The following is a 24,701-nucleotide window of genomic DNA, read 5'->3' as shown; positions in this document are numbered from 1 at the left end:
CGCCCTCGATCGCCAGAGGCACGGGCAGAGGGAAGCGGGCCGGTGCGGTGTGCCCCCTTGACTCTACGGCTGCTGCGGAAGCCCCTGGCGCCCCGGGCGGGGCTTGTTGCTCAGTGGTCGGAATAGCTGAAGTCGCCCACGGTCCAGCTGTTGATGTCATCGATCGCCACGCGATACATCCCGCCCGTCTCGGGGATCCCCACCGTGCCCTGCAGAATCCGGGCCACGTGGAAGTGCAGATACGTAGGCGGCCCGTTCCTTTTCACGGGGGCATCGAAGACGGCGGAGAATTCTCCCAGGCGCTCCGAATCCGTCAGGACCTCCGAGACCCTCTGCCGCCATACAGCCTCGGGAGCAAGACGACCGGTGATGACGGCACCACCGGTGACCACGGTCAGGGACATCTGGTTGCTCTGCCCGGACTCCACCAGGGCGGCGAGATCAACGAGCAGTTCGTCAGGCTTCGACATGCGCAAGATTATATTCGCCGCACAGCCAGCTGATCGAGCGGTGGTGCGGTGGTGCCGCGGCGCCGTCGGAGGCGGGCAGGCGCTCACAGCCTTGCCGCTGGAGGAGGGCCGGAGGGAGCTTACAAAACAGCGTGGCGACCTCACTATTGCCCCGCGACACCGGAGTGACGAGCCCCACGGCTGCGGGGGTAGTACACGGACCAGCGTTGGCTATCTCTTCACGGCGTGGGGCGGGCGTCGGGCGGCGGTTCGGCAGAGGGGGCGTCGCCCTCTGGGTGGGTGGTTTGGTGGGCGGCCGTGCGGAGGTGCAGTGCCGTCTGGCGGGCCTGCCGGGCGAGGGTGCGGTGTTCTTCGCCGGCTGACGTGTTGCTTTGGGCGAGCTGTTCGTGGTGCTGGGCCACCATGTCGTGCGCGTCGGCCAGATTGGCCGACGCGGTGAGATAGCGCGTGTGGAGTTGCTGCACGTAGAGCTCCAGGTTGCTCTTACGCGACGGGCTTGTGGTGCCGAGCAGCCGGTCGGAGACGGCGAGTTCTTGCCCTATGACCCATTGCTCGCGTGCTTCGAGCACTTCCGCACGCGTCAAGTTGGCGTCGGCACGCGCCAGCCGGGCCTCGCTGGCGGCGAGCAGGGCCCGTGCCCTGTCGCTCGCTTCCCGGGAACGCTGCAAGAAGCTGGGGACTGCTTCCCCGAGGTGGCGGGCCTGTGCGTCGGTCTGCTCCTCCCGGGCGTTCAGGGCGCGTTCGCGCTCGTCGGCGATGGCCTCGCGTTCGTCGGCGGTGGCCTCGCGCTCATCGGCGGTGGCCTCGCGGTCGTCGGCCTGACGGTCGCGCTCACCGGCGGCATCCGCCATCGTGCCGACGACATCGCTGAAGGTTGACCGGTCTGACGGTTCTGTGCCCACTTTTCCAGTATTCAGGCTCGGGGCGCGGCCATCAAGCCCTTGCCCGGCCGCTGCACTCGCATCGGTTTGACGGCATTTAAACGGAATTGTTCTGGCGGGAGGGTGGCGGGGGCGCCGGAAATGTATCGGTGTATCAAGCCGTGCGCTCGGCAGGCTCTCGAGGGTTGCCGAGGAATGCGGAAAGCGTGCGCCTACTGGTATTACTCGCTGCCTGCTTTGTCGGTCTGCGGTCGAGCGGGGCCGGTGACCGGTGTCAGGCCGGACTCGATGACGTCCCGAGCGACGTTGCTGAGAAGGATCCGATGACGCCGCGCGTGCCGGCGCAGAGCGTCGAACGCCTGGTTGAGGGTGGTGTTGCTGCGGGCCGCGAGGACGCCTTTTGCCTGCTCGATGATGATGCGGCTCTGCAGGGCAGTATGGAGTTGCGTGTTGATGGTGTGCTGCTGGCGGATCGTGCGTGCCTGGATCAGTCCGATCGTGGCCGCATCGGCGAGTGCCTGGGCGAGGGCGAGGTCGTCAGTCTTTAGGGGCCGGTCTGCGGTGCGCAGCAAGAGCAGGCCGCCGATGTTTTCCTGGCGCAGCCGCATGGGCATGGCGCTGGCCAGGGTGTAGCCGCCGTCCTGGAGCCGTGAGGTGAACTGCGGCCAGCGTGCGGCGGCGTCGGCGGTGCTTGAGGCGCTGACCGGTTGGGCGGTTGCGTGGGCGTCCACGGCCGGGCCTTCGGTGCAAGCGGCTTCCAGGACTCGCTGCAGGGCGGGGCTGGGGTCACAGGGGGCGGGGGTGTGTAGGCGCAGGTTTGGATGGGCCAAAAAGACGGCTGCATCAGTGACGTCGAGGATCTCCTGGCAGCGGACGGTCATCTGGTGCAGGAAATCGATGACGTCGAAGTCCTCCACCAAAGTGTCGGCCAGCTCCACAAAGGTACGGGCAATGTGTTGTTCCCTGCTCATGGGTGCACTCCTTGAGTCCCGAGCGGAGCATGGCCGGTGCAGATAGCCGACCGGGCTAGTGTCATCGCGGCAGTTCCCGCTGGATGATGGTGTGGGCGGTGTCCGACAAGGACAGGCCCGACGCATAAGCGCGGGCGCGCAGTCGGTCCAGGGCTTCGCTGAGCGAGACGCCGAGTCTCACGCTGAGGATGCCGGTTGCCTGGTGCACTTCAGCTCGGTGCAGGTCCACCGCTCCTGGGTGGCCCGAGCCGTTGCCTACGTGGGTGGTCGGCCAGTGGCTCAGCACGTGCTGGGCCAGGGTGTCGGCGACCAATTGGCCCTGTGCCACCTGCTGCTCGGTGAGCGGGCCCACCGTACGCCGGTAGCCGGTCATTGTTCCTGCTTGTACGGCGCCGATGCGTACGGGCCAGACGAACAGCGCCGCGATCCCCAGCCCTTCGGCCTCGGCGGTAAATTGCGGCCACTGCTGGACGAGGAGCCGGCCGAGATCGGGCAGTTGCCGCACCTCCGTCTCGTCCTGGATGCGCTGGCTGGGGCCCTGGCCGAGGACGAACTGCAGGTCCTCGAGGCGCGCACTGGTTTCATCGCTGAACCACACGAGTTGCTGTCCCAAGGCGACGGCGATCCCGCCCAGGCCCAGGGCTTGGGCGCAGGCGACCGCCCACCCCCGGCGCTCGTCCTGGGTGGCCGCTGCCGGCAGGCTGTCCAGGAGTTCACCGACTGTCGAACTCATCTGCTCCGCCCCCGCTTTCGTCGGTTCCCGTGTGACGCGACAGGCGTCATCTGCACCTTTTCAGGATAGCGATGGCCGCACAGCGGAATTGTCCGGAAGCGGATCTCGTCCAAGATCACCGCATGGGCGTTCTGATCGCGAAGGGCACCGAATTCCGCGGTTGTCGCACCGTCGGTCTTTGCAGGCCGCACGCCGTGAGGAGGACACGTGCACGATTGCGTGTTCGTTCACCCCCGGTAGGCGGACAAACGAGATGGGATTCAGCGCCGTGCCGTGTAGCACAACAGTTTGGTGAGGTACGAGTCCGGCGAGAGGTACGCGGTGGACAGCCGGACGCGGCTCTCGGTCGATTCCGGCATGTCCCGGATCGGCGTCTGCATGTCCTGCCAGCCGATGCTGGCCGAGCCGCGCACCACCTGCACGATGGCGTCGCCCTGCGGGCGCTGCTCGATGAACCGGTCGCGGTCGTCGAAGAGTTCCTCGTGGCACTCCGCCCAGTTCTGCGCGAGCGCGGCGGCGATGCCGTCCACCGCGGAATGTCGTGGAGCCGAGCCAGCTGCTCGCGTGGCAGGGCCGAGGCGGCAATTGTTTCCCCACGGCAAGAAAATTTGGGTGAACACACATGCTGGACGGCAAGTGGGGCAGAGGCTAGGCAAAGAAGTCGTACCGTCAGCGTGGGGGCAAGGCATGTCGTTCAACCGTCAACGAGCTGTCAGAACCGCAGATGAGGTTGAGATGCCCGGCCTGAGCGATGGGGTGGGGCCTCGGGAGACGTCTGTTGCCGGTAGCGAGCTGCCGTGGATCGAGGACACGGACAAGGTGGCCCCGAAGGACGCTCGAGCGCTGTCGAAGATCTTCTTCGACAAGCTGCAGACCTTGGAAGAGGGCACGCGCGAATATCAGTACGCCCGTAACACCCTCATCGAGATGAACCTGACCCTCGTCCAATTCGCGGCCCGCCGATTCCGCAACCGGGGCAGCGGCGACATGGAGGAGATCATCCAGGTCGGCACCATCGGTCTCATCAAGGCCATCGACCGGTTCGACCTCACCCGTGAAGTCGAGTTCGCCAGCTTCGCCGTCCCCTACATCACCGGCGAGATCAAGCGTTTCTTCCGGGACACGACCTGGGCCGTGCATGTACCGCGCCGGCTGCAGGAGTTGCGCGTGGAACTCGTCCGGGCCAAGGAAAATCTTTTCGCCCGCCTCGACCGTGATCCGACGGTCAAGGAACTCGCCGACTACTTGGATCTCACCGAAGAAGAGGTGACCGAGGGCATCGTTGCCTCGAACGGCTATGTGGCCGGTTCTTTGGAGGCGCCGACCGACGGTGGCGAAAGTGCGGTCATGCCGACGCGGACCTTGTCCGATGTGATGGGCGGCGCGGACCCGGCCATGGAGACGGTGGAGGACCTGCACACCTTGGCCCCGCTCCTCGAGGGGCTCGAGGAGCGGGAGCGCCGCCTCATCGAGCTGCGCTTCGGCCAGGAGATGACCCAGGCGCAGATCGGTGCCGAACTCGGCGTCTCCCAGATGCACGTCTCACGTCTGCTCACCGGCACCCTCCTCAAGCTCCGCACCGGCATGCTGGCCTGACCACCCTTGCAGTCCAACCAAGGGCTACCTCCAAGAGATGTGGCCCTTCCAACGCCAAGCGCTGTCGGCCTGTCTGAGGCCTTCGTTTCGAAGGCGGCCCTCGCTGATGCGAGGGTGGGCCGCAAGCACTCGGATAGATGGACGAGTGATAGGCGCAACCCGGCGTTCAGGTAATTCGGTTGATTGCGCCCGTTCGTTCCGCAGGGAGATACCGACACGAGGCCCGTGACCACCTTGGAAGATCGGAGAGTTCCGTTGCTTACGATGACATCGTCCCAAGGGGACGTCCGGGACGCCCGCCGGGCCGCGACCGCGTTCGTCGCGGGCGAATGGCCGGGTGCCGATCTCGGCGCGTTGGCGTTGGTGGTATCCGAGTTGGTCACTAACGCTGTCTGTCACGCCGGTGGGTGGTGGCGACTGACCGTGCGCAGGGATGGGCAGGGTTTCGTACTGGATGTTGCTGACCACAGTGTCGCGTTGCCGTCTCTGCGCCCGCGGAGGCTTGATGCGGTGGGCGGTCATGGACTCAGCATCGTGCGACAGCTCTTCGGCCCGTTGGAAATACTCACCGGGGCCCAGGGCAAGACGGTGCGCGTCCGCTGGGCCTGTGGCTGAAGACCCACTGGAGTTTCGTGGGATCCACGTCGCACGTTACGCGGCGCTGCATGGTTGTTGACCAGGTAGGCGGCGCCTGAACGCGGCGCGCCTCCTGGGCGGGGTGCGCTGCCTGGACGGTTGTGCGGGTTGGCAGGGTTCGCGACCAGTCGGGACGAAGCAGTCGTCCTCGTTGAGACGATTCGCTGTCGATCCCCTGAGGCGAGCATCGGCTCAAGGCTTCGGGCGTGCCGCATGTCACCGGGCTACTGCCATGATCGCCACCCGCCACCCGATGTGACGGCACCTGGAAGAAGTCGGCAGATCTGGATGGCATCCGCGAGCGGTGACTGTGTGTCGAACCCCGGCCGGTTTGGGGCGAGCCGCGGTCGGCCTGACGCCGTGGCGTCTGCAAAGACCTGTGTCAGCTTGCCCGGGCATCTGTTCGTGGCGTGGTGCTGGGTGGCTCACGGCACGCCGCTCGCGCCGATTTCCCCGACTGCAGTGGATGCAGCTTTTCGTTCGCGATCACCTCAGTTCGGCATGGAGATTCGCTGATCCTTCTTGGTGCTGCAGCAAAGCGATGCCAGGGCGGGGAGAGTGAGATTTGTGGGCGTGTCCGACGCGAGGGGAACCTGGACTGCAATGTGCGAGTGTGATTTGCTCTGACGATTGGAACAGTGAGGGGGGAGTCGCGTGTGAGTGGGGGCGGCAAAAGGTGCCTGGCGCTTTAGGCAGGTCGCAGCGGGCCTTGATCGGCGTGGTCGTGGCCGGTGCGGTCGTCATCGCCGGCATCGGCTTCGCGGGGTCGTACGCGGCCGTGCGCGAGCTGGCCGAGAAGAAAGGCTTCGGCAGCTTCTCGGCGGTCTTCCCGATCGGCATCGACGCGGGCATCTGCGTCCTGCTGGCGCTGGACCTGCTCCTGACGTGGATCCGTATCCCCTTCCCGCTGCTGCGCCAGACGGCGTGGCTCCTGACGGCGGCGACCATCGCCTTCAACGGCGCGGCGGCCTGGCCGGACCCGCTGGGCGTGGGCATGCACGCCGTCATCCCGGTCCTGTTCGTGGTGGCCGTGGAGGCGGCGCGGCACGCGGTGGGCCGGATCGCGGACATCACCGCCGACAAGCACATGGAGGGCGTGCGCCTCACGCGCTGGCTGCTCTCTCCCGTGCCGACGTTCAAGCTGTGGCGGCGGATGAAGCTGTGGGAGATCCGCTCCTACGAGCAGGTCATCCAGCTGGAGCAGGACCGCCTCATCTACCAGGCCCGCCTCCAGGCCCGCTTCGGCCGCTCCTGGCGCCGCAAGGCCCCCGTGGAATCCCTGATGCCGCTGCGCCTGGCCCGCTTCGGCGTCCCGCTCGCGGAGACGGGCCCCGCCGGGCTGGCCGCCGCGGGCATCGGCACACCGGGCCAGCGGCACGCGTCGCAGGAGATGGGTGCTGTCGAAGTGCATCGACAGGAGGCGCGGCAGAGTAAGGCCCCGGTGCCGGGCCCGGACGCGAGGGAAGAGCGCATCCCACTCGGCCCACCGCAGGAGCATCAAGCTCTCCGCGCCGTGGACGAGCAGGAGGGACCTCTTTGGGACCTGAGGGGGGACGAGGGGGCGTACCCCGATGCCTACCTCCGGGCGTACCTCGGGTTCGTGGCGGAGTTCGGCATGTCTCCCACGGCCCACCAGTTCGCTTGTTATCTGAGGGAGGCACACGGGATCACGCGACTCAACGGAGCACCGCTCGCGGACGAGCAGCTGTGCGCCATGACCATCGCGTTCGAGCAGCGCGACGCGGGCCGGTCCCTGCTGTCGGCCGACGCGGCTGAAGTCCTCGAATACGACCACGGCGATCACGCGGATGGGTGGGCTCTGTTCTACCGTGATGCCGCCCGCCAGTTCGCTGCCGAGAACGGGACGCTCTCCGACGTGGGGGCCTTCGTCTCCTTCCTCGCCGAGCGCTTTGGCCTCATGGCGGGGGACGATGCCCTCGACGAGCAACGGCTGGCCGCGCATCTTGGCGCTGTCGCGGCTGAAGCCTCCGCCGGAGCCGAGGAGCAGCCGGATCCTGCGGCTGCGTCGACCACGGACCGGTCTACGGCGGAGGTCGACCGCCGGGCGCCGGACCCCGGACAGCAGGTGCGCTCGCGGCGGGTGAATGCTCCGCTTCCCGACGACGAAGTCGAGGTGGTGGCGGAAGCGCTCGCGTCAGCTGGTCCGGCCGCAGCGCAGCTCACCACGGTGGACCGCTACTACCTGGCCTGGCGCGACTACCAGAACACCCACGGAACTGAGCCCTCGGACAAGGAGTTGTCTGTCTTCCTGGCCGATCGCGGCGTGACGGGCCGCAGCGGAGCTCCGGTCGATCCCAGCACGCTGCGCCGCTACCTGCCGCAGTTCCGCATCTACGTCGTCTGGGACGCCGAACGGCAGCACACCGACCAGCCGCGGATCGCGGACGTAGTGCAGCGCCTTGCGGACCAGGGCGTGCGGAAGCGTCACATCAAGGACCCCGCGAAGGCAGCCTGGCGGGAGGACGAAGTCCAGGCGATGGCCGCCCAGGCCGACTTCGAGCGGCGCTACCAGGCGGTCATCGCCCACGATGCCGACCTCACGTCCTGACGCCGACTGCTCATCACCGCGATGCGCACCAGCAAGGCTGCGCCGCTGTCCGTATTCGGCGCAGGCCGCGCAGCCTGTTGTGCGCAGCGTCCGACGGGTTGCGGATGAGCGATGAGCCACCGTGCGGTGGTGACTCCTGTGCGACGAGCTGGTGTTGCCTATCGCGTGCGTGGAGGTCTGATTCCCTGGGGTCGGCCGTCGTTGGCTCAGCCCGGGAGGCGAGATACTCGGCTCAGTTCCGTCGGGCGCAGGCGACCCAGCGGAGTGCGGTGCGGCGGGTATCCCGGTCACGTGGGCGAGGATCGGGCCGTGGAGATCAGCGATGGGGGGCGGCGTCGCGCTGCACGCGGTGCGAAACCGTGATGCCGTGCTGGTTGCGTTTCCGGGATATGCCGCAGGTCGAGAATTCGCGCCGTAACGCCGGATGTCGGAGCTGACCGCAGTCGGGGCACTCCTCGAACGTGGCCGCGTCTGCACGGTAGAGGCGGTGACAGATGGGGCACGCGGGGTGCCGGGCGACAATGGGTTGGCCGTCCCGGGGGCAGCGTGTGCGCCCTCTGCCGCCGCGAATACGCCGGATGACGGATATGCAGCCGCTGGCGACAGGCAGATTGTTGCTCTCGACGTTCCTTCAGCGAGAAACGCAGAAGCCTGCCAGTGAGTCGTCAACGGCCATCGTCCCGGGCGAGATGCGGCGCCGGGGGCGCAGCGCCGTGCGATGAACTTCCACCTCTGCACAGCGCGCCACGTCACTTGGTCCGCACAGCCACCGGATAGGAGTCTCGAAATGGCGCACCACGTCTCTGGCCTGGGTATCAGCCCCACGAGCATGGACCCCAGGAGCCATATCACCGACCTCTACGTGTTTCAGAAGCCGGGTGATGCGAGCAAGACGATCCTGGTGCTCAACATCAATCCGACCTCGCCCATCACTGACGAAGCCGTCGACCACGAGTCGGTCTATGAGCTTGGCGTGGACACCGACGCCGACGCGGTCACCGACATCGCTTTACGGATACGTTTCTCACCTGTGCAGGGCGACGTGCAGAGCGCCAGTCTGCAGCTGGCGACCGGCCGGGAGGCCGCGGCCGACCTTGACGCCGGGGACACGGTTTTTCGCGATGCGCCGGTGACTTTCGGCTCCGAGCCGCAGATTACCGCGGCCGGTGACTTCAGGTTCTTCGCCGGGCTCCGCAGCGATCCGTTCTTCGCCGATCCCATCGGCGCGAGTGACAAATTCCAGTGGACCGGCAAGGACCTGTTCGCCGACAAGAACGTGTTCGGCATCGTGCTGGAAGTCCCCAACAGTGCGCTCGGCCCGAACCCGCAAGTGGGTGTCTGGGCCCGAGTCCTGGTACCTCACGATGGCCGCCTGGTCCAGGGCGACCGGGCCGGCCGGCCAGGGGTGGACGCCAACTTCAACCAGAACGACCACGACAAGCGCGTCTGGAACCAGCAGGAACCCTCTCACGATCGCGAGGGCTTCCTCGGCAAGTTCGCCCATGTCTTCGAACAGGCGGGCCACTCCAAGCACCGGGCGACTGCTCTCGCGGAGAGCTTGCTCCCCGACCTTCTGACCTATGACTACACCAGCGCCGAAGGATTCCCCAACGGCCGTAACCTCACCGACGATGTCATCAACATGGGCATCGTCCAGCTGAGCAACGGCGCTGTCCCCCACGATGGGCTGCGGCTCCACACCGACCTACGCCCCGAGTTCCCCTTCCTGGGTGATCCGCACGCACGTGACTGAACGAAGAAGGCTGGGCCCCTGGTCCGTGGGCGAGGGCCGTGGTGTCACCGGGGATGCAGGGGAAGTCCGGCTCGCACCATCAGCGCCGCGTGTCAGGAGCGTGGCTGTGCGGCCACCACCGCACAGCCACTGTCGCCTGGTGGTGTAGGGGTTCGGCTCACCACCAGGCGACCGGCGGGCAGCAGGTTCCCGCCCGGGCGCGGTCACCTTCACACGGGCGTATCGCTGACCTTGCCGTTCTCCAGGTGCATTCGGCGGGTGACCCGGACGGCTTCGAGCAGCCGGCGGTCGTGGGAGACCAGCAGCAGGGTGCCGTCGTAGGAGTCGAGGGCGGCTTCGAGCTGTTCGATGGCCGGGAGGTCGAGGTGGTTGGTGGGCTCGTCCAGGACCAGGAGGTTCACCCCGCGGCCCTGGAGCAGGGCGAGGGCGGCCCGGGTGCGCTCGCCGGGGGAGAGCGTGGTCGCCGACCGTAGGACATGGTCGGCGCCGAGGCCGAACTTGGCCAGTAGGGTACGCACTTCGGCCGGTTCCATGAAGGGCGTTGCGGTGCGGAAGGCGTCCAGGAGGGATTGGGCCCCGTGGAACAGGGCCCGGGCCTGGTCGATTTCACCGGTCACTACCCCGGTGCCGAGGCTGTGGTCGCCGGAGTCGAGCGGGACACGGCCAAGGATTGTGCCGAGCAGGGTGGACTTGCCGGTGCCGTTGGCGCCGGTGATGGCGATCCGGTCGCCCCGGTCGATTTGCAGGGCGAGGGGTCCGAGGGTGAAATCACCGCGCCGGACGACGGCGTCGCGCAGGGTGGCCACGACCGCGCCGGACCGTGAGCCAGTGGCGATGTGCATGCGCAGCTGCCACTCCTTGCGGGGCTCTTCCACTTCCTGAAGTCGCTCGATGAGGCGTTCGGCCTGCTTGGCCTTGGCGGCCAGGTTCTCGCTGTTCTCCGTGCGGGCGTTGCGGCCGAGCTTGTTGTTGTCGCGGCTGCGGCGCTGCGCGGTGCGCACTCCCTTGTCGGCCCAGGAGCGGTGGACGTTGGCCCGGTCCTGCAGGGCGGCTTTCCGCTCGGCGTACTCCTCGTACTCCTCGCGGGCGTGCCGCTTGGCGCGCTCGCGTTCCTCCAGGTAGGTGGCGTAGCCGCCGCCGTAGTGGCGGACCTGCTGCTGGGCGTGGTCGAGTTCGAGGACCTGGGTGACGGTGCGGGTGAGGAACTCGCGGTCGTGGCTGACCACGACGGCGCCCGCGCGCAGCCCGCGCACGAACTGCTCCAGCTGCTCCAGGCCCGCGAGGTCGAGGTCGTTGCTGGGCTCGTCCAGGAGGAAGACGTCGTAGCGCGAGAGAAGCAGGGAGGCGAGCTGGGCGCGGGCGGCCTGGCCCCCGGACAGGGACGTCATGGCCTGGTCCAGGCGGACGCCGAGGCCGAGCGTGGCGGCGACGTGCTCGGCGCGTTCCTCCAGGTCCGCGCCGCCCAGGCCCAGCCAGCGCTCCAGGCTCGAGGCGTAGGCGTCGTCCGCTCCGGCGGCGCCGTCGGCCAGTGCCTGGGAGGTGGTGTCCAGGGCGTGCTGGGCCGCGGCGACACCGGTACGGCGGGCGAGGAAGGCGTGCACGCTCTCGCCCGCGCGCCGCTCGGGTTCCTGGGGCAGGTATCCGATGGTCGCGCCGGCCGGGGCAGTGCGGATCTGTCCTTCGTCCGGCCGGTCGAATCCGGCCAGGACGCGCAGCAGGCTGGATTTGCCTGCGCCGTTGGCGCCGACGAGACCGATCACCTCGCCCGGGGCCAGGACAAGGTCGAGGCCGGTGAACAGGGGGAGGTCGCCGTGGCCCGCGGCGAGGTTCTTGACGGTCAGGGTTGCGGTCATGTGGTCGCCTACCAAAAGCGGGTCACCTGTGGTGACAAGTGTGAGGGGGAGGCACGCGCTCGGCAGGCGCCGGCAGGCGGGAGTGCAGACGATCGTGAGGTCGGACCGGCCGCCAAGGGCTCGGAGCGCGCAGAGGACGCAAGCACACCACCATCGCCGGCGGAGCCGGGCGTGGCAGGACAGCACGGGCGATATCGCCGTGCTGTCAGCGGGCACGTACCTCAGATGCGCAAAATCCACCTCAATCGGTGACAACAAGACCGTTCACCACGGTACACATCGGCCCCACAGCCGTGCCACCCGAATTTCTGGCAGGGCCGGGCACGAGGACGAGCGAGGCAGCCGGACCCGCTGACCGCTTTGTACGTCTGCCGGTTCTTCCTCTACCCTTTTCGGGTTACGCCGGTGCTCACGCGCCCGGCCTTCCGTCCCGACCACGAGGTGACTTCCGATCCGCCAGGCCCTGTAGCCGCTCGTTCCGAGGCTCTTTCCCAGCCGTCCGCGATGCCGGACCGCTGACGCATGCCTCGACATGGCGGTCCCCTCCCATGGCCTGGGCCCGGTGCACCTTCTTCGCTCCACCCTGTCGCGCTGCCGGCGTACAGGGGCCTGCCCAGGCCCGCCCCTGTCCGACTCCCTCCTTCGCGCGAACAGGAACCCCCGTGTTCACCCAGACCCACCAAAGCCCTGCCGGGGCCGCCCGCAGCACCGCGATCATTCTGGCCGTTGTGCTGGTCGCCGAACTGATGAATGCGCTCGACGCCTCCATCGTCTACACCGCCCTGCCCCTGATCCAGGCGGACACCGGCGCCTCCAGCGCCGCGATGCAGTGGATCCCCGCCGCCTACGCGCTCACCTTCGCCCTCGGTCTGATCACCGGCGGACGTCTCGGCGATCTCTATGGCCGCAAACGCGTCTTCCTCGCCGGGACCGCCGTCTTCACCCTGGCCTCACTGCTGTGCGGGATCGCCACCAGCCCTCAACTCCTGGTGGCGGCGCGGGCGGTGCAGGGCGCCGGCGCCGCGGTGATGGTGCCGCAGGTCCTGGCCACCATCGCGGTCACCGTCGAAGGCCCGTCCCGGGCGAAAGCGTTCGGCCTGTACGGCATGGTCATGTCGCTCGGCGGAGTCCTCGGCCCCGCCCTGGGCGCCGTGCTCACCGCCGCCGATGTCGCCGGCCTGGGCTGGCAGATGATCTTCCTGATCAACCTGCCGATCGGCCTGGCCACCCTCCTCCTCGGCTTGCGCTACCTCCCGGAGTCGAGCACGCCGCAGGCCCGCGGCCTGGACTTGGCGGGCGTGCTGCTTTCTGGCGCCGGCATGCTCCTGATCGCCTACCCGCTCACCGTGGGCGGCGAGCGGCACTGGCCCGCCTGGAGCCTGGCCACGCTGGCCGCCGGCATCGTCGTGCTGACGGTTTTTGTCGTGCAGCAGCGAGCCAAGACCGCCGAGGGCGACTTCACGCTCGTGGCACTGTCCCTCTTCAGAAACCGGGCGTTCACCGGCGGACTGGCCGCGCAGCTTCTCTTCGGCCTGATGCTCGGGGTGTTCCTGCTGACCTGGGTCCTGTTCATGCAGGACGGCCTCGGCCACACCCCCTGGCAGTTCGCCCCCGCCAACATCGCCATCTCCGCCGGCGGTATGGCCGGGGCGATGCTCGCCTCCAAAGCGGCGGCCCGTCACCTGCGGCGGGCGCCGCAGGCAGGGACGGTACTGATCGCCCTCACCCTGACCGGCTACCAGCTGCTCATCTCGCACCATGGCACCCACACCCCGTTCGTGGCCGCCGCCGCCCCGATGCTCCTGGTCGGCATCGGGCTGGGAGCCATCGGCTCGGGCCTGTCCGCACTCACTCTCAGCCAGGTCACCGGCGACGACGCCGGATCCGCGGCCGGCCTGTTCAACACCGCCATGCAGCTGGGCACCGCCCTCGGCCTGGCCATGGCCTCCTTCATCTTCTTCAACCACGCCCCCGCGGGCAGCCACGGCGCCACCGTGACCAGCGCGTACGCAGGAACCCTCTGGTATGTCATCGCCGCCCTGATCCTGATGTGGATGCTGATGTTCCTCCTGCCCAAACCGGCCAAGTCCACCTGACCGACCGCCACCCGGTCCGCCCCACCCACACTGTGCCAGCGGGCTCGGGAGAGGGCACAGGTCGCGGGGGGCGATACTGACGCTTACGACTGCCTGGTGCTGGTCTGGTCAAGGAGCCTGCGCATCAGCTGCTCGGTCTCGACCTCCATGGGCAGGCCCAGCGAACGATTCACCTGGTCCAAGCGCGAGAGGGCGGCGTTGAGGCCGCTACGGTTCCCGGCGGCGGCCTCGATCTGGAACCAGTCGCGGTAGAGGAGCTCGGCGGTGTCGTCGACCTCAAGACCGGTGGCGACGGCCCGGCGGGCCAGGGTGAGGTCGTGCTGGTGGCCGGGGGCCAGCCGGTAGGTGGCCACGGTGTGCGCGACGTCCACGATGCGCATTGCCATCTCCTGCTGCAGCGGCTGGCTCCAGGGCAGCGGCCGTGCGCCGAAAGGCCGTCCGCGCACCTGGGTCAGGGCCTTCTCCAGCTGAGCGAGCCCGTCGGGTCCGTGCGGCAGGGCGGCTTGGACGGCTGTTTGGAAGCGGTGCCAGTCGCAGCAGATCTTCTCGGACAGTGCGTAGGGGTCGGATTTGACGGCGCGGCGCGGCACATAGGGGTTGCCGTCCTCGTCGTGGCCCAGGCTGCGGCGCAGCCCACCCATCCGTGCGTTGAGGGTGTCGGTCGACCAGGGGCTGGCCGGGTCCATGTCCGCGCACAGGGTGTCCGCGCTACGGCCCGGCTTCAGGTGCAGCAGTGCGGCGAGGTGAGCCTCACGGGTGCCGTGCCGGGAAGCCGTGACCCCACAGATGGTGAGTGGCCCCAGAAGGCGGATGAAGGGCACGCCGGGGTCAGCGTGTGCGGCGGGAATGCGCGATGCCGTGTCCTGGGGATCAGGCCCGGGGGCGGTGGCCCCGGCGGGAGTAGGCTTTGATCGGGGGAGGGGGCTGGGGGCGGCTGCTTGTTCACCACTGCCGGGGGCGCCGGGGCGTAGCGCTTGGGAGGCGGGCGGTGGGACCGGCAGGTTGATGGCAGCCGGGGCCGGGGAGGCCGCCAGCAGCGCCGGGAAGACACCCAGGCCCTCACCGCTCTTCGCTGTGCTCTGCTCGCCGTCGTTTTGCGGAGCTGCCTCGGCGGCTGGGGCGCTGGGGGTGGTGGGCTCGGGGGCGCGGACGGCGCCGTCGGCCTCGTCCAACCGATGGGTGGCGGCTGCTTCCTGGGCCGCATGTGAGGTCTGGGATTCGGAGGGCACATGCCGCCAGGCACCCTCAGCGGGGTGGGCGTCCTGGCCGGACACAGCCAGCGCAGCGGTGATTTCTTCGACGGCCTGACGCTCCAGGCGCTGCAGTGTGACGGTGGTCCCCAGGATGTCGATGTGCTGCGGCCCATGGCTCGCCGCGTCGATGATCTCGGCCTGCTCGAAGAGCAGGTGGGCGGATGAGGCGGGCGCAAGCAGCGCCGCGCTGAGCACGCCGGAGGCCTTGTCGAATGTCTCGGCGAGTTGCCAGGCACTGTCCGCCGTGAGGTCGCAGGCGCTCAGGATGAGGTAGGGGGGCCGGGCCTCTTCCCGCTCCTGGTGGGCTTCCAAGAGCCGCTCGGCGAAGTCACGTGCGGCGTGGGCGCTTTCACGCATGTAGGCGATCCGGGAGGTGGGCAGGAGATGGTTCAAACCCTCACCGAAGCCGACCAGCACGACTTCCACGTCCGTGGCCCAGGGGCTCATGCCCAGCTCCAGGGCCAGGGAGAGGAGGACCTCCTCGATCTGGCCGTGCTCGCCGTCCCAGAGGACGACGCCGGCGTGCGGCAGATTCAGCAGCACGAGGTGGCCCGACTCGTCCGCACCGATCGTCACCATCCCCGGGTACGGGGCTGCGATGTGCGCCGCCTCCTGCTCGTCAAGGAGTTGCACGGAGTCTTCGCACACCCACCAGCCGCCGACGCCCGCGGTGAACGGGGCGAGGGGGCGGGCGTGCAGGTCCTCGGGCAGGACCTGCACGCCGGTGCCGGTGAGGCGCGCGCCGCGCAGTGCGGGCAGCGGCTGTCCCTCGCGGCCGGCGTGATCGGCCAAGGTCCGCAGAGCCCGGTCCAGGCGCAGCGGGCCCGCAGGTTCGGCGGCCTGGGCCATCTGTGCCTCGGCCGGGGAGACCTCCTCGGGCAGGGCGATGAGCTCGCCGGGCTGGGCCCGGCGGCGCTGCAGGAGGCGTCGGATGGCAAGGGCCAGCGTCACGGCGGCCGCCAGCGACGCCAGGACCCCGGCCAGGCGGGTGGTCAGCACACTCGGGGAGTCCTCGGCACCGGGCTCGGCTGGGCGCTGGGTGGATGGTGCGGGGCTCGACGTCGTATTGGGGGTGGCCTGGGGGGTATTGCCTGCCCGGTCGGGTGGCGGTGTCGACGGCTTGCGTTCCGTGCGGTCCGGGACAGGTGGGGCAGTGGGTTTGGCCGGTGCGGTGGGCTTGTCGGCGCCGCCCGTGGCCCCGCTGCCATCCCTCCCACCATCCTTCCCGGCGTCCTTCCCACCATCCTTTCCGTCGTGGTCCTGGCCGGTGTCCTCCCCGGGGTCGGTCTGGTCGTCATCGGAGGTGTCGCTCGGGGTGTCGGGCTGGTCCTCTGGGTGCGGGTCTGCGGGGGCAGCGGCCGCAGGGATGGTGATCTTCTGGCCGGGGAAGATCAGGTTGGGGTCGCGCACGCGAGGCGTGTCGCCCGGCTGGTCCCGGTTCTTGCTCGCCTCATACAACTGGGGCCAGCGCCCGGCGTCACCGGTCTCGTCCTCGGCGATCAGCGACAGCGACTCACCGGCCCGCACGGTGTGCGTGTGCTCCTGGCGCGGCTCGCCGTCATCGGCGCTGTTGATCGGCTGGTCGCCGGCGGCGAGTTGCACCTGCGGTGCGGACATCGTCGGTGTGTCCGACGCGGGTTGTGCCTGCACCAGGTGGGCGTCGGCGGGCAGGCGCAGCGACAGGCCCGCCGGCAGCAGCGCCGTGTCGGGCAGGTGCGGGTTGAGGGTACGGATCTCGTGGGCGCGTGATCCGGAGCCGAGATACTCCACGGCCAGGTCCCAGACGGTTTCGCCGGTCTCACCCACCACATGCACCGGCCCAGCGGCGACCTCTGCGGCAGGGGAGTGCCTACGCCCGGCGTCGGCGGCCTGGCCTGCCTCGTCGGTGTGCGCGGCGGGATGGACGGGCGCCGTGGCGGCGAGCGCGGGAGCCGGTGACGCGATTGCTGTCCCGGCGGGCAGCATCAGCAACCCGCCCAGGAGGAAGCCGGCCAGGCGCTGCGGGGCGGCCAGCACCCGGCGTCTGCGCGGCGGGTGTTGGCCGCCCCGCAGCGCCTGGCCGGGCAGTTGCGCGAGCACCCCCAGCGCGAACCAGGCCCACAGCGTCCAGGCCACCAGGGTCAGCACGGTCAGCAGCACGTGCCCGTCGTCGGGGGACAGCAGTGTGTCGCTGAGGTCCGCACCGCTGGGGATGCTGCCGGGCAGGGTGCCGGCGGCGGTCAGTAGCGTGGGCACTCCCGCCAGCAGCAGCGTGAGCGCGGCAAGGCTGCCCGCGGCGCGCACCAGGCGTATGGCCAGGGCCGGGTGGCCGGGGGAGGGGTGGGGCATTCTCAGGCTCCGGGGTCGGTACGTTCGAGCGTGACGTCGGCGTGCGCGGTGACTTGCATGCTGGAGTAGCCGAATCCGCCCAGCAGGAGTGTCTGATAGGTGTCGTGCACGGTGATGGCGATGCGCTGCCCGTCCTCGGCGATGGTCACGATGCCCTGTACACCGGCATCGGTCAGAAAAGCCTGGGCGGTTGTGACGGCCTTTTGCGGGTCGGCGCGGGTGCCCTCACCGGTGATCGCATCGGGTCCGTTGATTTCCTGGCCCGCGCTGCGGGCCGCCTCGGCCGCGATGTCCTCGGCATCGGCGGACGCCATCAACAGACGGCCGCCGTCCACGAGCAGCGCCAGCAGGCCGATCATGACGAGGGCGAAGCCGAGGAAGTACAAGGTCACCGAACCTTGTTCGCCCTCCCCTCGATCGCCGCAGCGGGCGGACAGCAGGCCTCTGATCCTCACGGGCCGCCCCCTTCGCCGGTCCGGGCGACGTACCGGTCGACGGCGCTGTGCCGGGTCGCGGTGAGCGTCGTGGAGCCGGGCAGGCCCGGAGCGGCCAGCTTCGCCAGCGGGATCGTGCAGTCCACGCGTACCGTGATGGTCCCCGGCTGGCCGGGCCGGCTGGGAAAGCCGCTGGTGTCGACCACGATGTCCGAGCTCGCGCAGGTGCGCTGCGCTTGGTCCAGGGACGTCAACGCGGCCTGCCGGCCACGGGCCGCAGCCGTGTCGGGGTCAGCTGATGTGCTGGCGGCGCGGGCGGCGGCGTTCGCCGCGTTCGCCGCGGTGCTGTCGCCCAGCCCGGCCAGGCCAAAGGCCGCGATGATGCCCAGAATCGGCACCAGCACCGTCAGGCACAGCACCGCCTCCAGGGTGGAGGACCCCCGCTCCTGGCCGCCTCGCGCCCGCCCGGCCCGCGCCAGGGCGGCACGCGCCGCTGCGGCACCGCGCGGTGTCCCGCCCGGCCTTGGAACCGGAATCTTGTTGCCGCTCACGGGTTCTTCTCCACGGTGTCCTCGGCGCTGCGCTCGATCCGCAGGTCCCAGGGAAGGAAGTGCATGACGGTGCCGGTGACCGTCACCCGCACCCGGTCCCCCGTCGATCCTGCGGTGTTGACCTGCGCCTGCTGCACCACTGCGACCTGAGCGAGCCAGGAGCGGGCGCGCTCCGCTCCCTGGCCGGGGGAGGAGTGGAACTGCGCGCCGCTCTGCGCGCCTTTGCGGGCAGCGGTATGGGCGGCCGTGCTGGCCAAGAAGAACACGCCCAGCTGCAGGACGATGCAGGAGATGACCAGCAGGACGGGCGCGATGATCAAAAACTCCAGGGTGGCGATGCCGCCATCTCCGCGGCGGCCGCGCCCGGCCTCCAGGCGGCTGCGCCACCACCGCCGCATCCGATCTCTCATGCGCCGACAGCGGCCTTGAACCGGTCGATCAGCGTCTCGGAGGTGCCCTTGAACACGGTGCCGAACGCGACGGCCACCCCCAGCACGACCGCCCCCAGGATCAGCTTCTCCAGGGTCTCCATCCCGGCATCCCGGCGGGCGCCGGACATCTTCTCCACCCGGGTGAGCCAGACGCAGTGCAGCCGGATCACGGCCTGATCGACAGTATGTAACCTCATGATCTTCTGTCCCCTCGTGTCCACCACGCACGCACGCACGTATCGCGGTGGGTGGTTGTCAGATGTTGGTCAGGGCACCGAAAGCGGGATAGGCGAACATCACCAGCACGACGGTGAACAGCACCGTGCCCGGCACCACGAGGCGCTCGGAGGCCGCATTGGCCTCCGCTTCCCGGTCGGTCAGCAGCCGCTGACGCAGCAGCAGCGCCTGCGTGGCCAGCGTCTTGTGGATGGAGGCACCGGCCCCGGCCAGCGAGAACGACTCCGCCGGGGCGGCCAGTTCGGGAATGGCCAGCTGCTCGCCGAGCTGCCCCAGCGCCTCCCACTGCGGGATGCCCGCCAGCTCGGCCCGCTTGAGGGCGGCGCTGATCCGGGTCAGGATCCAGTGGTCACCGACCTCGGCGGTGCGCTGGACCGCCGCTTCGGGGCCCACATTGGCGCCCCGTTCCAGCTGCGCCCGCTCCAAGAAGCTGGCGATCGCGTACCGGACCTCCAGGCGGGCCGCCTTGGCTTGACGCCGCACCGTGGCATCAGCGTCGAACCAGATGTAGGCGGCGAAGACGAGCGACGCCACCAGCGGCGGCGCCCACGACAGCCCGAAGCCCGCCAGGCTGAGCAGCAGCCCGCCGACCTGCACCATCACCAAGGCCAGCAGCGAACCCAGCACCTTCGTGCCGACATGGTGTGCCACCGACTTGTTCAGCAGCTCCAGATCGGCGCGCGACACCGTCAGCAGGTGGCCGTGTGAGGCCAGGATCTGCTCCCCAGCCCGCTCCCACACCGACGCCTCCGGTCGACGCCGTGCGCCGGTAGGGGCGGGGGAGGCGGCGCGGCCCCGGCTCGGGGTGGTGTTCTCCAGACGGTCCAGGACCGCGGCCATGTCCGGCCGGGACGGCAGCAGTTCCCGTACCAGCAAAAACAGTCCACCGCCGACAACGGCCCCGCATGCGAGCGCTCCGGGCGAGATCACACGGCCCCCTTCACCTGGTGCCTGCGGAGGATCGCCGTGGCCCTGGGCGTGTCGTTGCGGTGCCCGGCAGCCGAGGGCAGGGGGGCCAGCAGACGCGGCGCGGGCCGTGACCGGGCGAGCTTGCGCATCCCCACCAGCGCGCCGCCGAACACCGCCCCCAGCACCAGCATCACCAGCTGCCCAGTGGGGGTGCGATAGATCCCGCCCCAGGAGGGGTTGGTCAGGATGTACACCGCGATCGCCAACGAGATGATCGACACCCAGCGGGTGCCGGTGCGGACCTGGGCGCGCTTGGCGTCCAGGCTGCGCAGCGAGATCGCTTCCTGCTCGGTGAGGCTGGCCATGGACTGCAGGGCCCGGCTCAGGCCCGGCCCGTGGTCCTGGGCGTGGGTGAGGAAGAGCATCACGATGTTGTCGACGGCTCCGTCGGCGAACGCGTCGGCGAACTGCCGGCAAGCCTGCGAGGGGTTGACGCCCACCCGCAGCCGGGCGGCCAGCAGCCGCACCTGCGGGCGGATCACCTGCGGGGCCCGGGTCGCGGACGCGGTGATCGCGCTGTCCAGGGTGCCGCCGGATTCGTGGACACCGGCCAGCTGCTGCATCCACTCGGCCAGCGCCTCCAGGCGTACGATCTCGCGCCTGCTGGTCCCCGCCGGATTCCAGATCCACGGAATCCCCAGCACGACCACCCCCGCGAGCAGCCCGTGCACCGGACGGGCCCACACCAGCCACGAACCGACAGTGGCAAGCCCGGCGGCGATCACGATCAACCGATACCGGCGGGCCCAGGCGTCGGGCAGCGAGGCCTGGGCGGTCTGCCACCGCACCGCCCACCGCGACGGCGGCCGGCCTGCCGCCACGGGCACCCGGATCGCGCCGCGCACGGCGACCAGCAGCCCGCCCACGATCAGCGCGCCGCACAGCGCGGCGAGCAGACTCCACTGATCGCTGCTCATGCCGCACTCTCCCTTCCGCCCACCAGCTCCAACGGTCTGGGCCAGGCCCCGTACGGGGGCACCGTCAGCCAGCGCCGATCGAGCCCGGCCAGAGTCTCCAGCTCGGTGATGCACGAGGGCACCAGCTGCGGCACCCCGCGCGGATCAGACCCGCTGGGCGCGAAGATCTCCTGGAGGGCAGGGTGGCCGCCCTCGCCGGGCTGAACCTCCAGGACGTGGGAGACGAAACGGTGCCGGCGCCCGCCGACGCGGGTCTGATTGATCTGCTTCAGATAGACGATGAAGTTGATGGAGGTGCTCACCAGCTCATGGACGTCGTCGCGGTGCATGTCCCGGCACAAGGTGACCAGGCGCGGCAGGACCAGTTTGGGGTAGGCGGCATGCAGGGTGCACATGGATCCGGCGCCGCCCGCGCTCATCGCCTGCAGCATCGCGATCGCCTCCCGGTCACGGACCTCGCCGACGATCACGCGGGTGGAGAGCATGCGCAGCGCGTGCGGGAACATGTCCGCGACGCTGATCTGCCCCACCGGGTGCCCGTCGACGAACTCACCGTTGGACTCACGCGACTCCATCGCCAGGAACTGCGCGCCGCCCTGATGCTGGTCCAAGAAGAGCTCACGGTCGCTTTCGAGGGTGACCACCCGCTCCTCCGCCGGGATCTTCTTTGCCAGCGCCCGCAGCAGGGACGTCTTGCCGGTGCCCATGTCCCCGGCGAACAGGATGTTCTTCTTCGCCAGGACCAGCGAGTGCAAGCAAGCGGACAGAGCAGGGGAGAGGGTGCCCCACTCCTGGAGCTGCTCCAGGCTGGAGGTCAGCACCCGGTGGCGGCGCACCCCCAAAAACGGCACCGGGGTCAGTGTGGTGGCCTCGGCCCGTGAGCCGTCCGGCAGCCGGAAGCTGACCATCGGCGAGGACGAGGACAACCGGCGCTCCCGGTGACCGGAGTTGGAGGCCAGCCGGTTGATCAGCGCGATCAGCTCGTCGTCACCCTGGGCCACCGGCGGAACCCTCACGGTGGGCCGATTGACATAGTCGACCTGGACGTCCTCGCCCAGCACGACCACGTTCTCCACATCCGGGTCATCGAGGTACTTCTGCAGCGGACCGGCATGGAACAGCGCGTCGTAGACCGCCTGACAGAGCGTCTCCACCTGCACGGGGCTCAGCGCCTTGCCGCGGGGAGCCTGGGCGACCGCCCACCGCGAGACCCGCTCGACCACCAGCGAGCGTGCCCGCTCCCGGCGCGCGGACTCGTTGGGCAGCGGCTCCTGATCGTCGGCCGCGACGATGTCATCACTGACCGCATCCCGCAGGTCGGCAACAACCTGCGGCGACGCGGGAAGCGCGCCCTGCTCGCTGACCTGCACCGCCGTCGGGGACGCCAAGTCCACCGCCGGGTGCCGCGTGTGCGCCACCGCGCCCACCGCGCCCACCGCGCCCGGAGCCGCGGGCCGCAGGGCCTGGCTCAGCACATCGTGCAACCGCGCCGGTACCCCGGCCGTGGGCTGCTCGCCGTACCCGTCAGCCATGAGCGCTCACCCTCAGACGCGGATCCTGGTGCGGGACAGGGGGAGCCTGCCGACGCGAGGAGAGCCGCTGCAACACCCCGGCGACCACCGGCGAACTCACCGGAGCCGCAGGCATGTCCAATGCCCGGCGCCGAGAGTGCACCTCCACGCCGATGGCCTGCATCGTCTTACGGGCCTGCTTGACCAGGCCAAGCTTCAACAGCTTCGGCGGACGCTGCGAACCGTGCGTGAACAGCGCGCCTGCCGACACATCCCACGGCAGCATGTCGACCACCGGCACCACGAAACGCCGCGCGATCGCATCGGTCCGCAACCCCCCGGCCGTCATGGGCAGTTCCTGGATGACCAGCAGCCGCAACGCGTCGGCGCCGCTGCCGTGCCGTTCCAGCTCACCCTGCAAGAGCCGGGCCACCGGCAACGACTGTGCCACCGACGTCAGCGAATTGCGCACCACCAGCAGCACCACATCGGCCCGATGGGCCAGCACCGCAGGGAAGAGACTCGGGTGCAGGCCGCCGCCGTCGATGACGGCCTGCCCGGCATCGACCACCACGTCATACCCGGCGTGCTGGTCCATCGCCTGCAACAGCAGTGACAGCGGCTCCCACGTCCCGGCCAGCGCGGACGCCTGCGTCGGATCGGTCAGCCCCGGCAGCAGCAGCCGGTTGCCCTGAGTGTCCAGCGGCCGCAGGTGCGCCTCGAAGGCTTCGGCCAGCTGGTTTTGCAGGTGGGCCTGCGCCAGATGCCACAGCCCCACCTCCCCGCCCCACGCGCCTTGCCGGTAGCCGGTGCGGATCGAGGCTTGCTTCGCCGCCGCCTCCACCAGCAGGGACGGCCGGGCACTGGACAGAGCCAAGGCCAGTGAGGACACGGTGACACCGCACCCGTGCCCCCCGACGAGCACCATCACGGACATCGCCTCTCAGCCCCCAGCCTTCAGCACGATCGCCACCCGGCCCGCGCTGGCGTCCGACGCGACCGTGCCGCTGTCGGCATCGGACACGGCGACCTGCACGACGACATCGCCGCTGCCGGCGGGCACACCGACCTTCACCACCCGGCCGGTCACCTGGCCGAGATCCGGCTCCTTGCCCACGACCGCGCCCTCCTTGGGGCGGGTCACCAAACTCACCGCGGCGCCGGGTCGCAGCGCATCCACCGGCGCCATGCCCCGCTTCACCTCCACGGCCACCAGCGCCTCACCGGCCCGCAGGCCGCCCTTGCCGGTCAGCTGCCGCGAGGTGAGCAACGTCCCCCGGGACAGCGCGGCCGCGGCCCGCCGCCCCAGGATCGCGTCCCTCTTCTCGGCCGCCACCGGCATGAGCCCGGGATCCTCCGGCAACGCGACCACTCGCAGATCCGCAGCGGTGATTTTCTGACCGGCCGGCACGTCCCGGGCCAGTGCCAGCACATCGGACCGCTCCCCGGAGGCGTTCAGCAGACCGGCGAACCCGATCGCCCCGGCCAGCACCATCACCGCGCCGATCACCATGAACGACCGGCGCCGCCGGCGCGGCGGCTCCGGGTCGATGATGTCCAGATCCGGCCGCATCACGTCCCCGCCCGGCGGGGCGGGCACCATCGCCCTGTTCTTCGCCATGCTCTTCAACACGCGCTTGCCATCCCGCCTAGTCGAGGACTCTCATCTCGCCCACGGACACCGCAAAGTCGCTCTCGCGCACCTCGGTGAACGCGCCCTGCTCCCCGGCGCCACCGGTGACCTGCCAGGTGACGTTCCAGGTCGCGGTCGCGGTGCCCTTGAACCGGCCACCGGCCTGCGCCTTGGATGAAATGCGGTACTGGTGACCGCAGTCGGGGGACTTGGCCAGTCCGTAGGAGGCCTTGTACCTGGTGCCCGCGCCTTGGCACGTGACGGTCTTCTCGTCGCCCATGGACCAGCTGATCGAGGACACCTTCGCCGTCGCGGATACCGTCACACTTCCGGCTGTGGCAGTCGCCGTGTTGGGGCCGAAAGTGGTGGGGGAAGGGTTCACCCACATCCACATCGGCACCCCGACTGTGTATTTGCCGGCCGCTCGGGGGCTGGCGATGTTCGGGCCGAGCAAGTTCATCTTGTCCACGGCCCCCTGGGCCAAGGCCGCAGGATCGATCGGCGGAGGCTCCTCCGCCGCCCAGAACGGCACGGGCAGGGGAGGTAAGGCAGCATCGGCCGAGGTCCGGCACGAACGCTCGTAGATGGCACCGTCAGTGTGGCCTGACCACAGCGCGCTGTCCTTGGGGGGCTGCGGATCCATCCTCTTGACCGAGGTGCAGACCTGGCGATGGTCCACCTTCTTGCCCTTGCCGCCCTTCCCTCCGGCAGGACTGGCAGGTCCGCCGCTGCCTGGCGGAAGGTTGCTTTCCTCCTGCCCTGCCTCGCATACGATCCATGTGGCTGGCCCCTTCGTGCACGACCCGCTCTCGGGAGGAGCTGCGTTGGCCGGTTCGGGAGACCAAAGGGCCAGTAGGGCCAGGGAAGCTGAAGCCATAA

21 protein-coding genes and 2 pseudogenes are annotated in these 24,701 nt (G+C 69.5%); 6 read left to right on the top strand and 17 right to left on the bottom strand.

Going from position 1 to position 24,701, the window contains the following annotated elements; genetic code table 11:
* Positions 1-110: 110 nt before the first annotated feature.
* The 5 genes and pseudogenes from QBL25_RS01330 to QBL25_RS01310 form a co-directional block, all read right to left on the bottom strand.
* A complete protein-coding gene (locus tag QBL25_RS01330; protein ID WP_409055084.1) occupies positions 111-470 on the bottom strand; it encodes a hypothetical protein in 360 nt (119 codons plus the stop codon).
* Between the two features lie 218 nt (positions 471-688).
* Positions 689-1,321, bottom strand: coding sequence for a hypothetical protein (locus tag QBL25_RS01325; protein ID WP_409055083.1), 633 nt, complete (start codon positions 1,319-1,321; stop codon positions 689-691).
* 251 nt (positions 1,322-1,572) lie between these two features.
* Positions 1,573-2,322: an ANTAR domain-containing protein gene (locus QBL25_RS01320; protein WP_409055082.1), complete on the bottom strand. Its 750-nt coding sequence runs from the start codon at positions 2,320-2,322 to the stop codon at positions 1,573-1,575.
* Between the two features lie 61 nt (positions 2,323-2,383).
* Positions 2,384-3,055, bottom strand: coding sequence for an ANTAR domain-containing protein (locus tag QBL25_RS01315; protein WP_409055081.1), 672 nt, complete (start codon positions 3,053-3,055; stop codon positions 2,384-2,386).
* 263 nt (positions 3,056-3,318) lie between these two features.
* A pseudogene (locus QBL25_RS01310) lies at positions 3,319-3,597 on the bottom strand (cardiolipin synthase B); the annotation flags it as partial.
* A gap of 193 nt (positions 3,598-3,790) precedes the next feature.
* On the opposite strand from QBL25_RS01310, the gene QBL25_RS01305 reads away from it, so the two are divergent.
* The 4 genes and pseudogenes from QBL25_RS01305 (at position 3,791) to QBL25_RS01290 (ending at position 9,609) form a co-directional block, all read left to right on the top strand.
* Positions 3,791-4,651 (top strand): SigB/SigF/SigG family RNA polymerase sigma factor, encoded by an 861-nt coding sequence (locus QBL25_RS01305; RefSeq protein WP_409062508.1) that lies wholly within the window; start codon positions 3,791-3,793, stop codon positions 4,649-4,651.
* 264 nt (positions 4,652-4,915) lie between these two features.
* Entirely contained in the window at positions 4,916-5,266 is a 351-nt protein-coding gene (locus tag QBL25_RS01300) for an ATP-binding protein (RefSeq protein WP_409062507.1), read from the top strand.
* A gap of 697 nt (positions 5,267-5,963) precedes the next feature.
* A pseudogene (locus QBL25_RS01295) lies at positions 5,964-6,644 on the top strand (DUF2637 domain-containing protein); the annotation flags it as partial.
* Between the two features lie 1,999 nt (positions 6,645-8,643).
* Entirely contained in the window at positions 8,644-9,609 is a 966-nt protein-coding gene (locus QBL25_RS01290) for a DUF4331 family protein (protein ID WP_409055080.1), read from the top strand.
* A 209-nt stretch (positions 9,610-9,818) separates the two neighbouring features.
* Here QBL25_RS01290 and QBL25_RS01285 read toward each other — a convergent pair whose 3' ends face one another.
* Complete coding sequence (locus QBL25_RS01285; protein WP_409055079.1) at positions 9,819-11,462, bottom strand: ABC-F family ATP-binding cassette domain-containing protein; 1,644 nt, start codon at positions 11,460-11,462, stop codon at positions 9,819-9,821.
* A 662-nt stretch (positions 11,463-12,124) separates the two neighbouring features.
* On the opposite strand from QBL25_RS01285, the gene QBL25_RS01280 reads away from it, so the two are divergent.
* On the top strand, positions 12,125-13,558 hold the full coding sequence (locus QBL25_RS01280) for an MFS transporter (RefSeq protein WP_409055078.1): 1,434 nt from the start codon (positions 12,125-12,127) through the stop codon (positions 13,556-13,558).
* A gap of 83 nt (positions 13,559-13,641) precedes the next feature.
* Here QBL25_RS01280 and QBL25_RS01275 read toward each other — a convergent pair whose 3' ends face one another.
* Genes QBL25_RS01275 through QBL25_RS01225 form a run of 11 tightly spaced genes read right to left on the bottom strand, consistent with a single transcriptional unit; the run spans position 13,642 to position 24,102 of the window.
* A complete protein-coding gene (locus QBL25_RS01275; protein ID WP_409055077.1) occupies positions 13,642-17,139 on the bottom strand; it encodes a LysM peptidoglycan-binding domain-containing protein in 3,498 nt (1,165 codons plus the stop codon).
* 2 nt (positions 17,140-17,141) lie between these two features.
* Entirely contained in the window at positions 17,142-17,531 is a 390-nt protein-coding gene (locus tag QBL25_RS01270) for a pilus assembly protein TadG-related protein (RefSeq protein WP_409055076.1), read from the bottom strand.
* A 59-nt stretch (positions 17,532-17,590) separates the two neighbouring features.
* The gene (locus QBL25_RS01265; RefSeq protein ID WP_409055075.1) at positions 17,591-18,124 is read right to left on the bottom strand and encodes a TadE/TadG family type IV pilus assembly protein; all 534 of its coding nucleotides are present in this window, start codon (positions 18,122-18,124) and stop codon (positions 17,591-17,593) included.
* Positions 18,121-18,534, bottom strand: coding sequence for a TadE/TadG family type IV pilus assembly protein (locus tag QBL25_RS01260; protein WP_409055074.1), 414 nt, complete (start codon positions 18,532-18,534; stop codon positions 18,121-18,123). Before QBL25_RS01260 ends, QBL25_RS01265 begins: the two co-directional genes overlap by 4 nt.
* Positions 18,531-18,752 carry a hypothetical protein gene (locus tag QBL25_RS01255; RefSeq protein WP_409055073.1) on the bottom strand — a complete coding sequence of 74 codons (222 nt, stop codon included), beginning with the start codon at positions 18,750-18,752 and terminating at the stop codon, positions 18,531-18,533. Before QBL25_RS01255 ends, QBL25_RS01260 begins: the two co-directional genes overlap by 4 nt.
* A 58-nt stretch (positions 18,753-18,810) precedes the next feature.
* Complete coding sequence (locus QBL25_RS01250; RefSeq protein WP_409055072.1) at positions 18,811-19,668, bottom strand: hypothetical protein; 858 nt, start codon at positions 19,666-19,668, stop codon at positions 18,811-18,813.
* Positions 19,669-19,718: 50 nt separating this feature from the next.
* The gene (locus QBL25_RS01245; protein ID WP_409055071.1) at positions 19,719-20,678 is read right to left on the bottom strand and encodes a type II secretion system F family protein; all 960 of its coding nucleotides are present in this window, start codon (positions 20,676-20,678) and stop codon (positions 19,719-19,721) included.
* Entirely contained in the window at positions 20,675-22,210 is a 1,536-nt protein-coding gene (locus tag QBL25_RS01240) for a CpaF family protein (protein ID WP_409055070.1), read from the bottom strand. Before QBL25_RS01240 ends, QBL25_RS01245 begins: the two co-directional genes overlap by 4 nt.
* Entirely contained in the window at positions 22,203-23,117 is a 915-nt protein-coding gene (locus QBL25_RS01235) for a hypothetical protein (RefSeq protein ID WP_409062506.1), read from the bottom strand. Before QBL25_RS01235 ends, QBL25_RS01240 begins: the two co-directional genes overlap by 8 nt.
* A gap of 15 nt (positions 23,118-23,132) precedes the next feature.
* Complete coding sequence (locus tag QBL25_RS01230; protein ID WP_409055069.1) at positions 23,133-23,792, bottom strand: SAF domain-containing protein; 660 nt, start codon at positions 23,790-23,792, stop codon at positions 23,133-23,135.
* A 46-nt stretch (positions 23,793-23,838) separates the two neighbouring features.
* Positions 23,839-24,102, bottom strand: a complete 264-nt coding sequence (locus QBL25_RS01225; RefSeq protein WP_409055068.1) for a hypothetical protein — start codon at positions 24,100-24,102, stop codon at positions 23,839-23,841.
* On the opposite strand from QBL25_RS01225, the gene QBL25_RS01220 reads away from it, so the two are divergent.
* Positions 24,101-24,406: a hypothetical protein gene (locus tag QBL25_RS01220; RefSeq protein WP_409055067.1), complete on the top strand. Its 306-nt coding sequence runs from the start codon at positions 24,101-24,103 to the stop codon at positions 24,404-24,406. The genes QBL25_RS01225 and QBL25_RS01220 overlap by 2 nt on opposite strands.
* Positions 24,407-24,701: the final 295 nt, after the last annotated feature.

Source organism: Streptomyces sp. SYP-A7185 (genome assembly GCF_046103685.1).
Lineage (GTDB): Bacteria > Actinomycetota > Actinomycetes > Streptomycetales > Streptomycetaceae > Streptomyces.
This window is presented reverse-complemented; position numbering and strand designations above follow the sequence as displayed.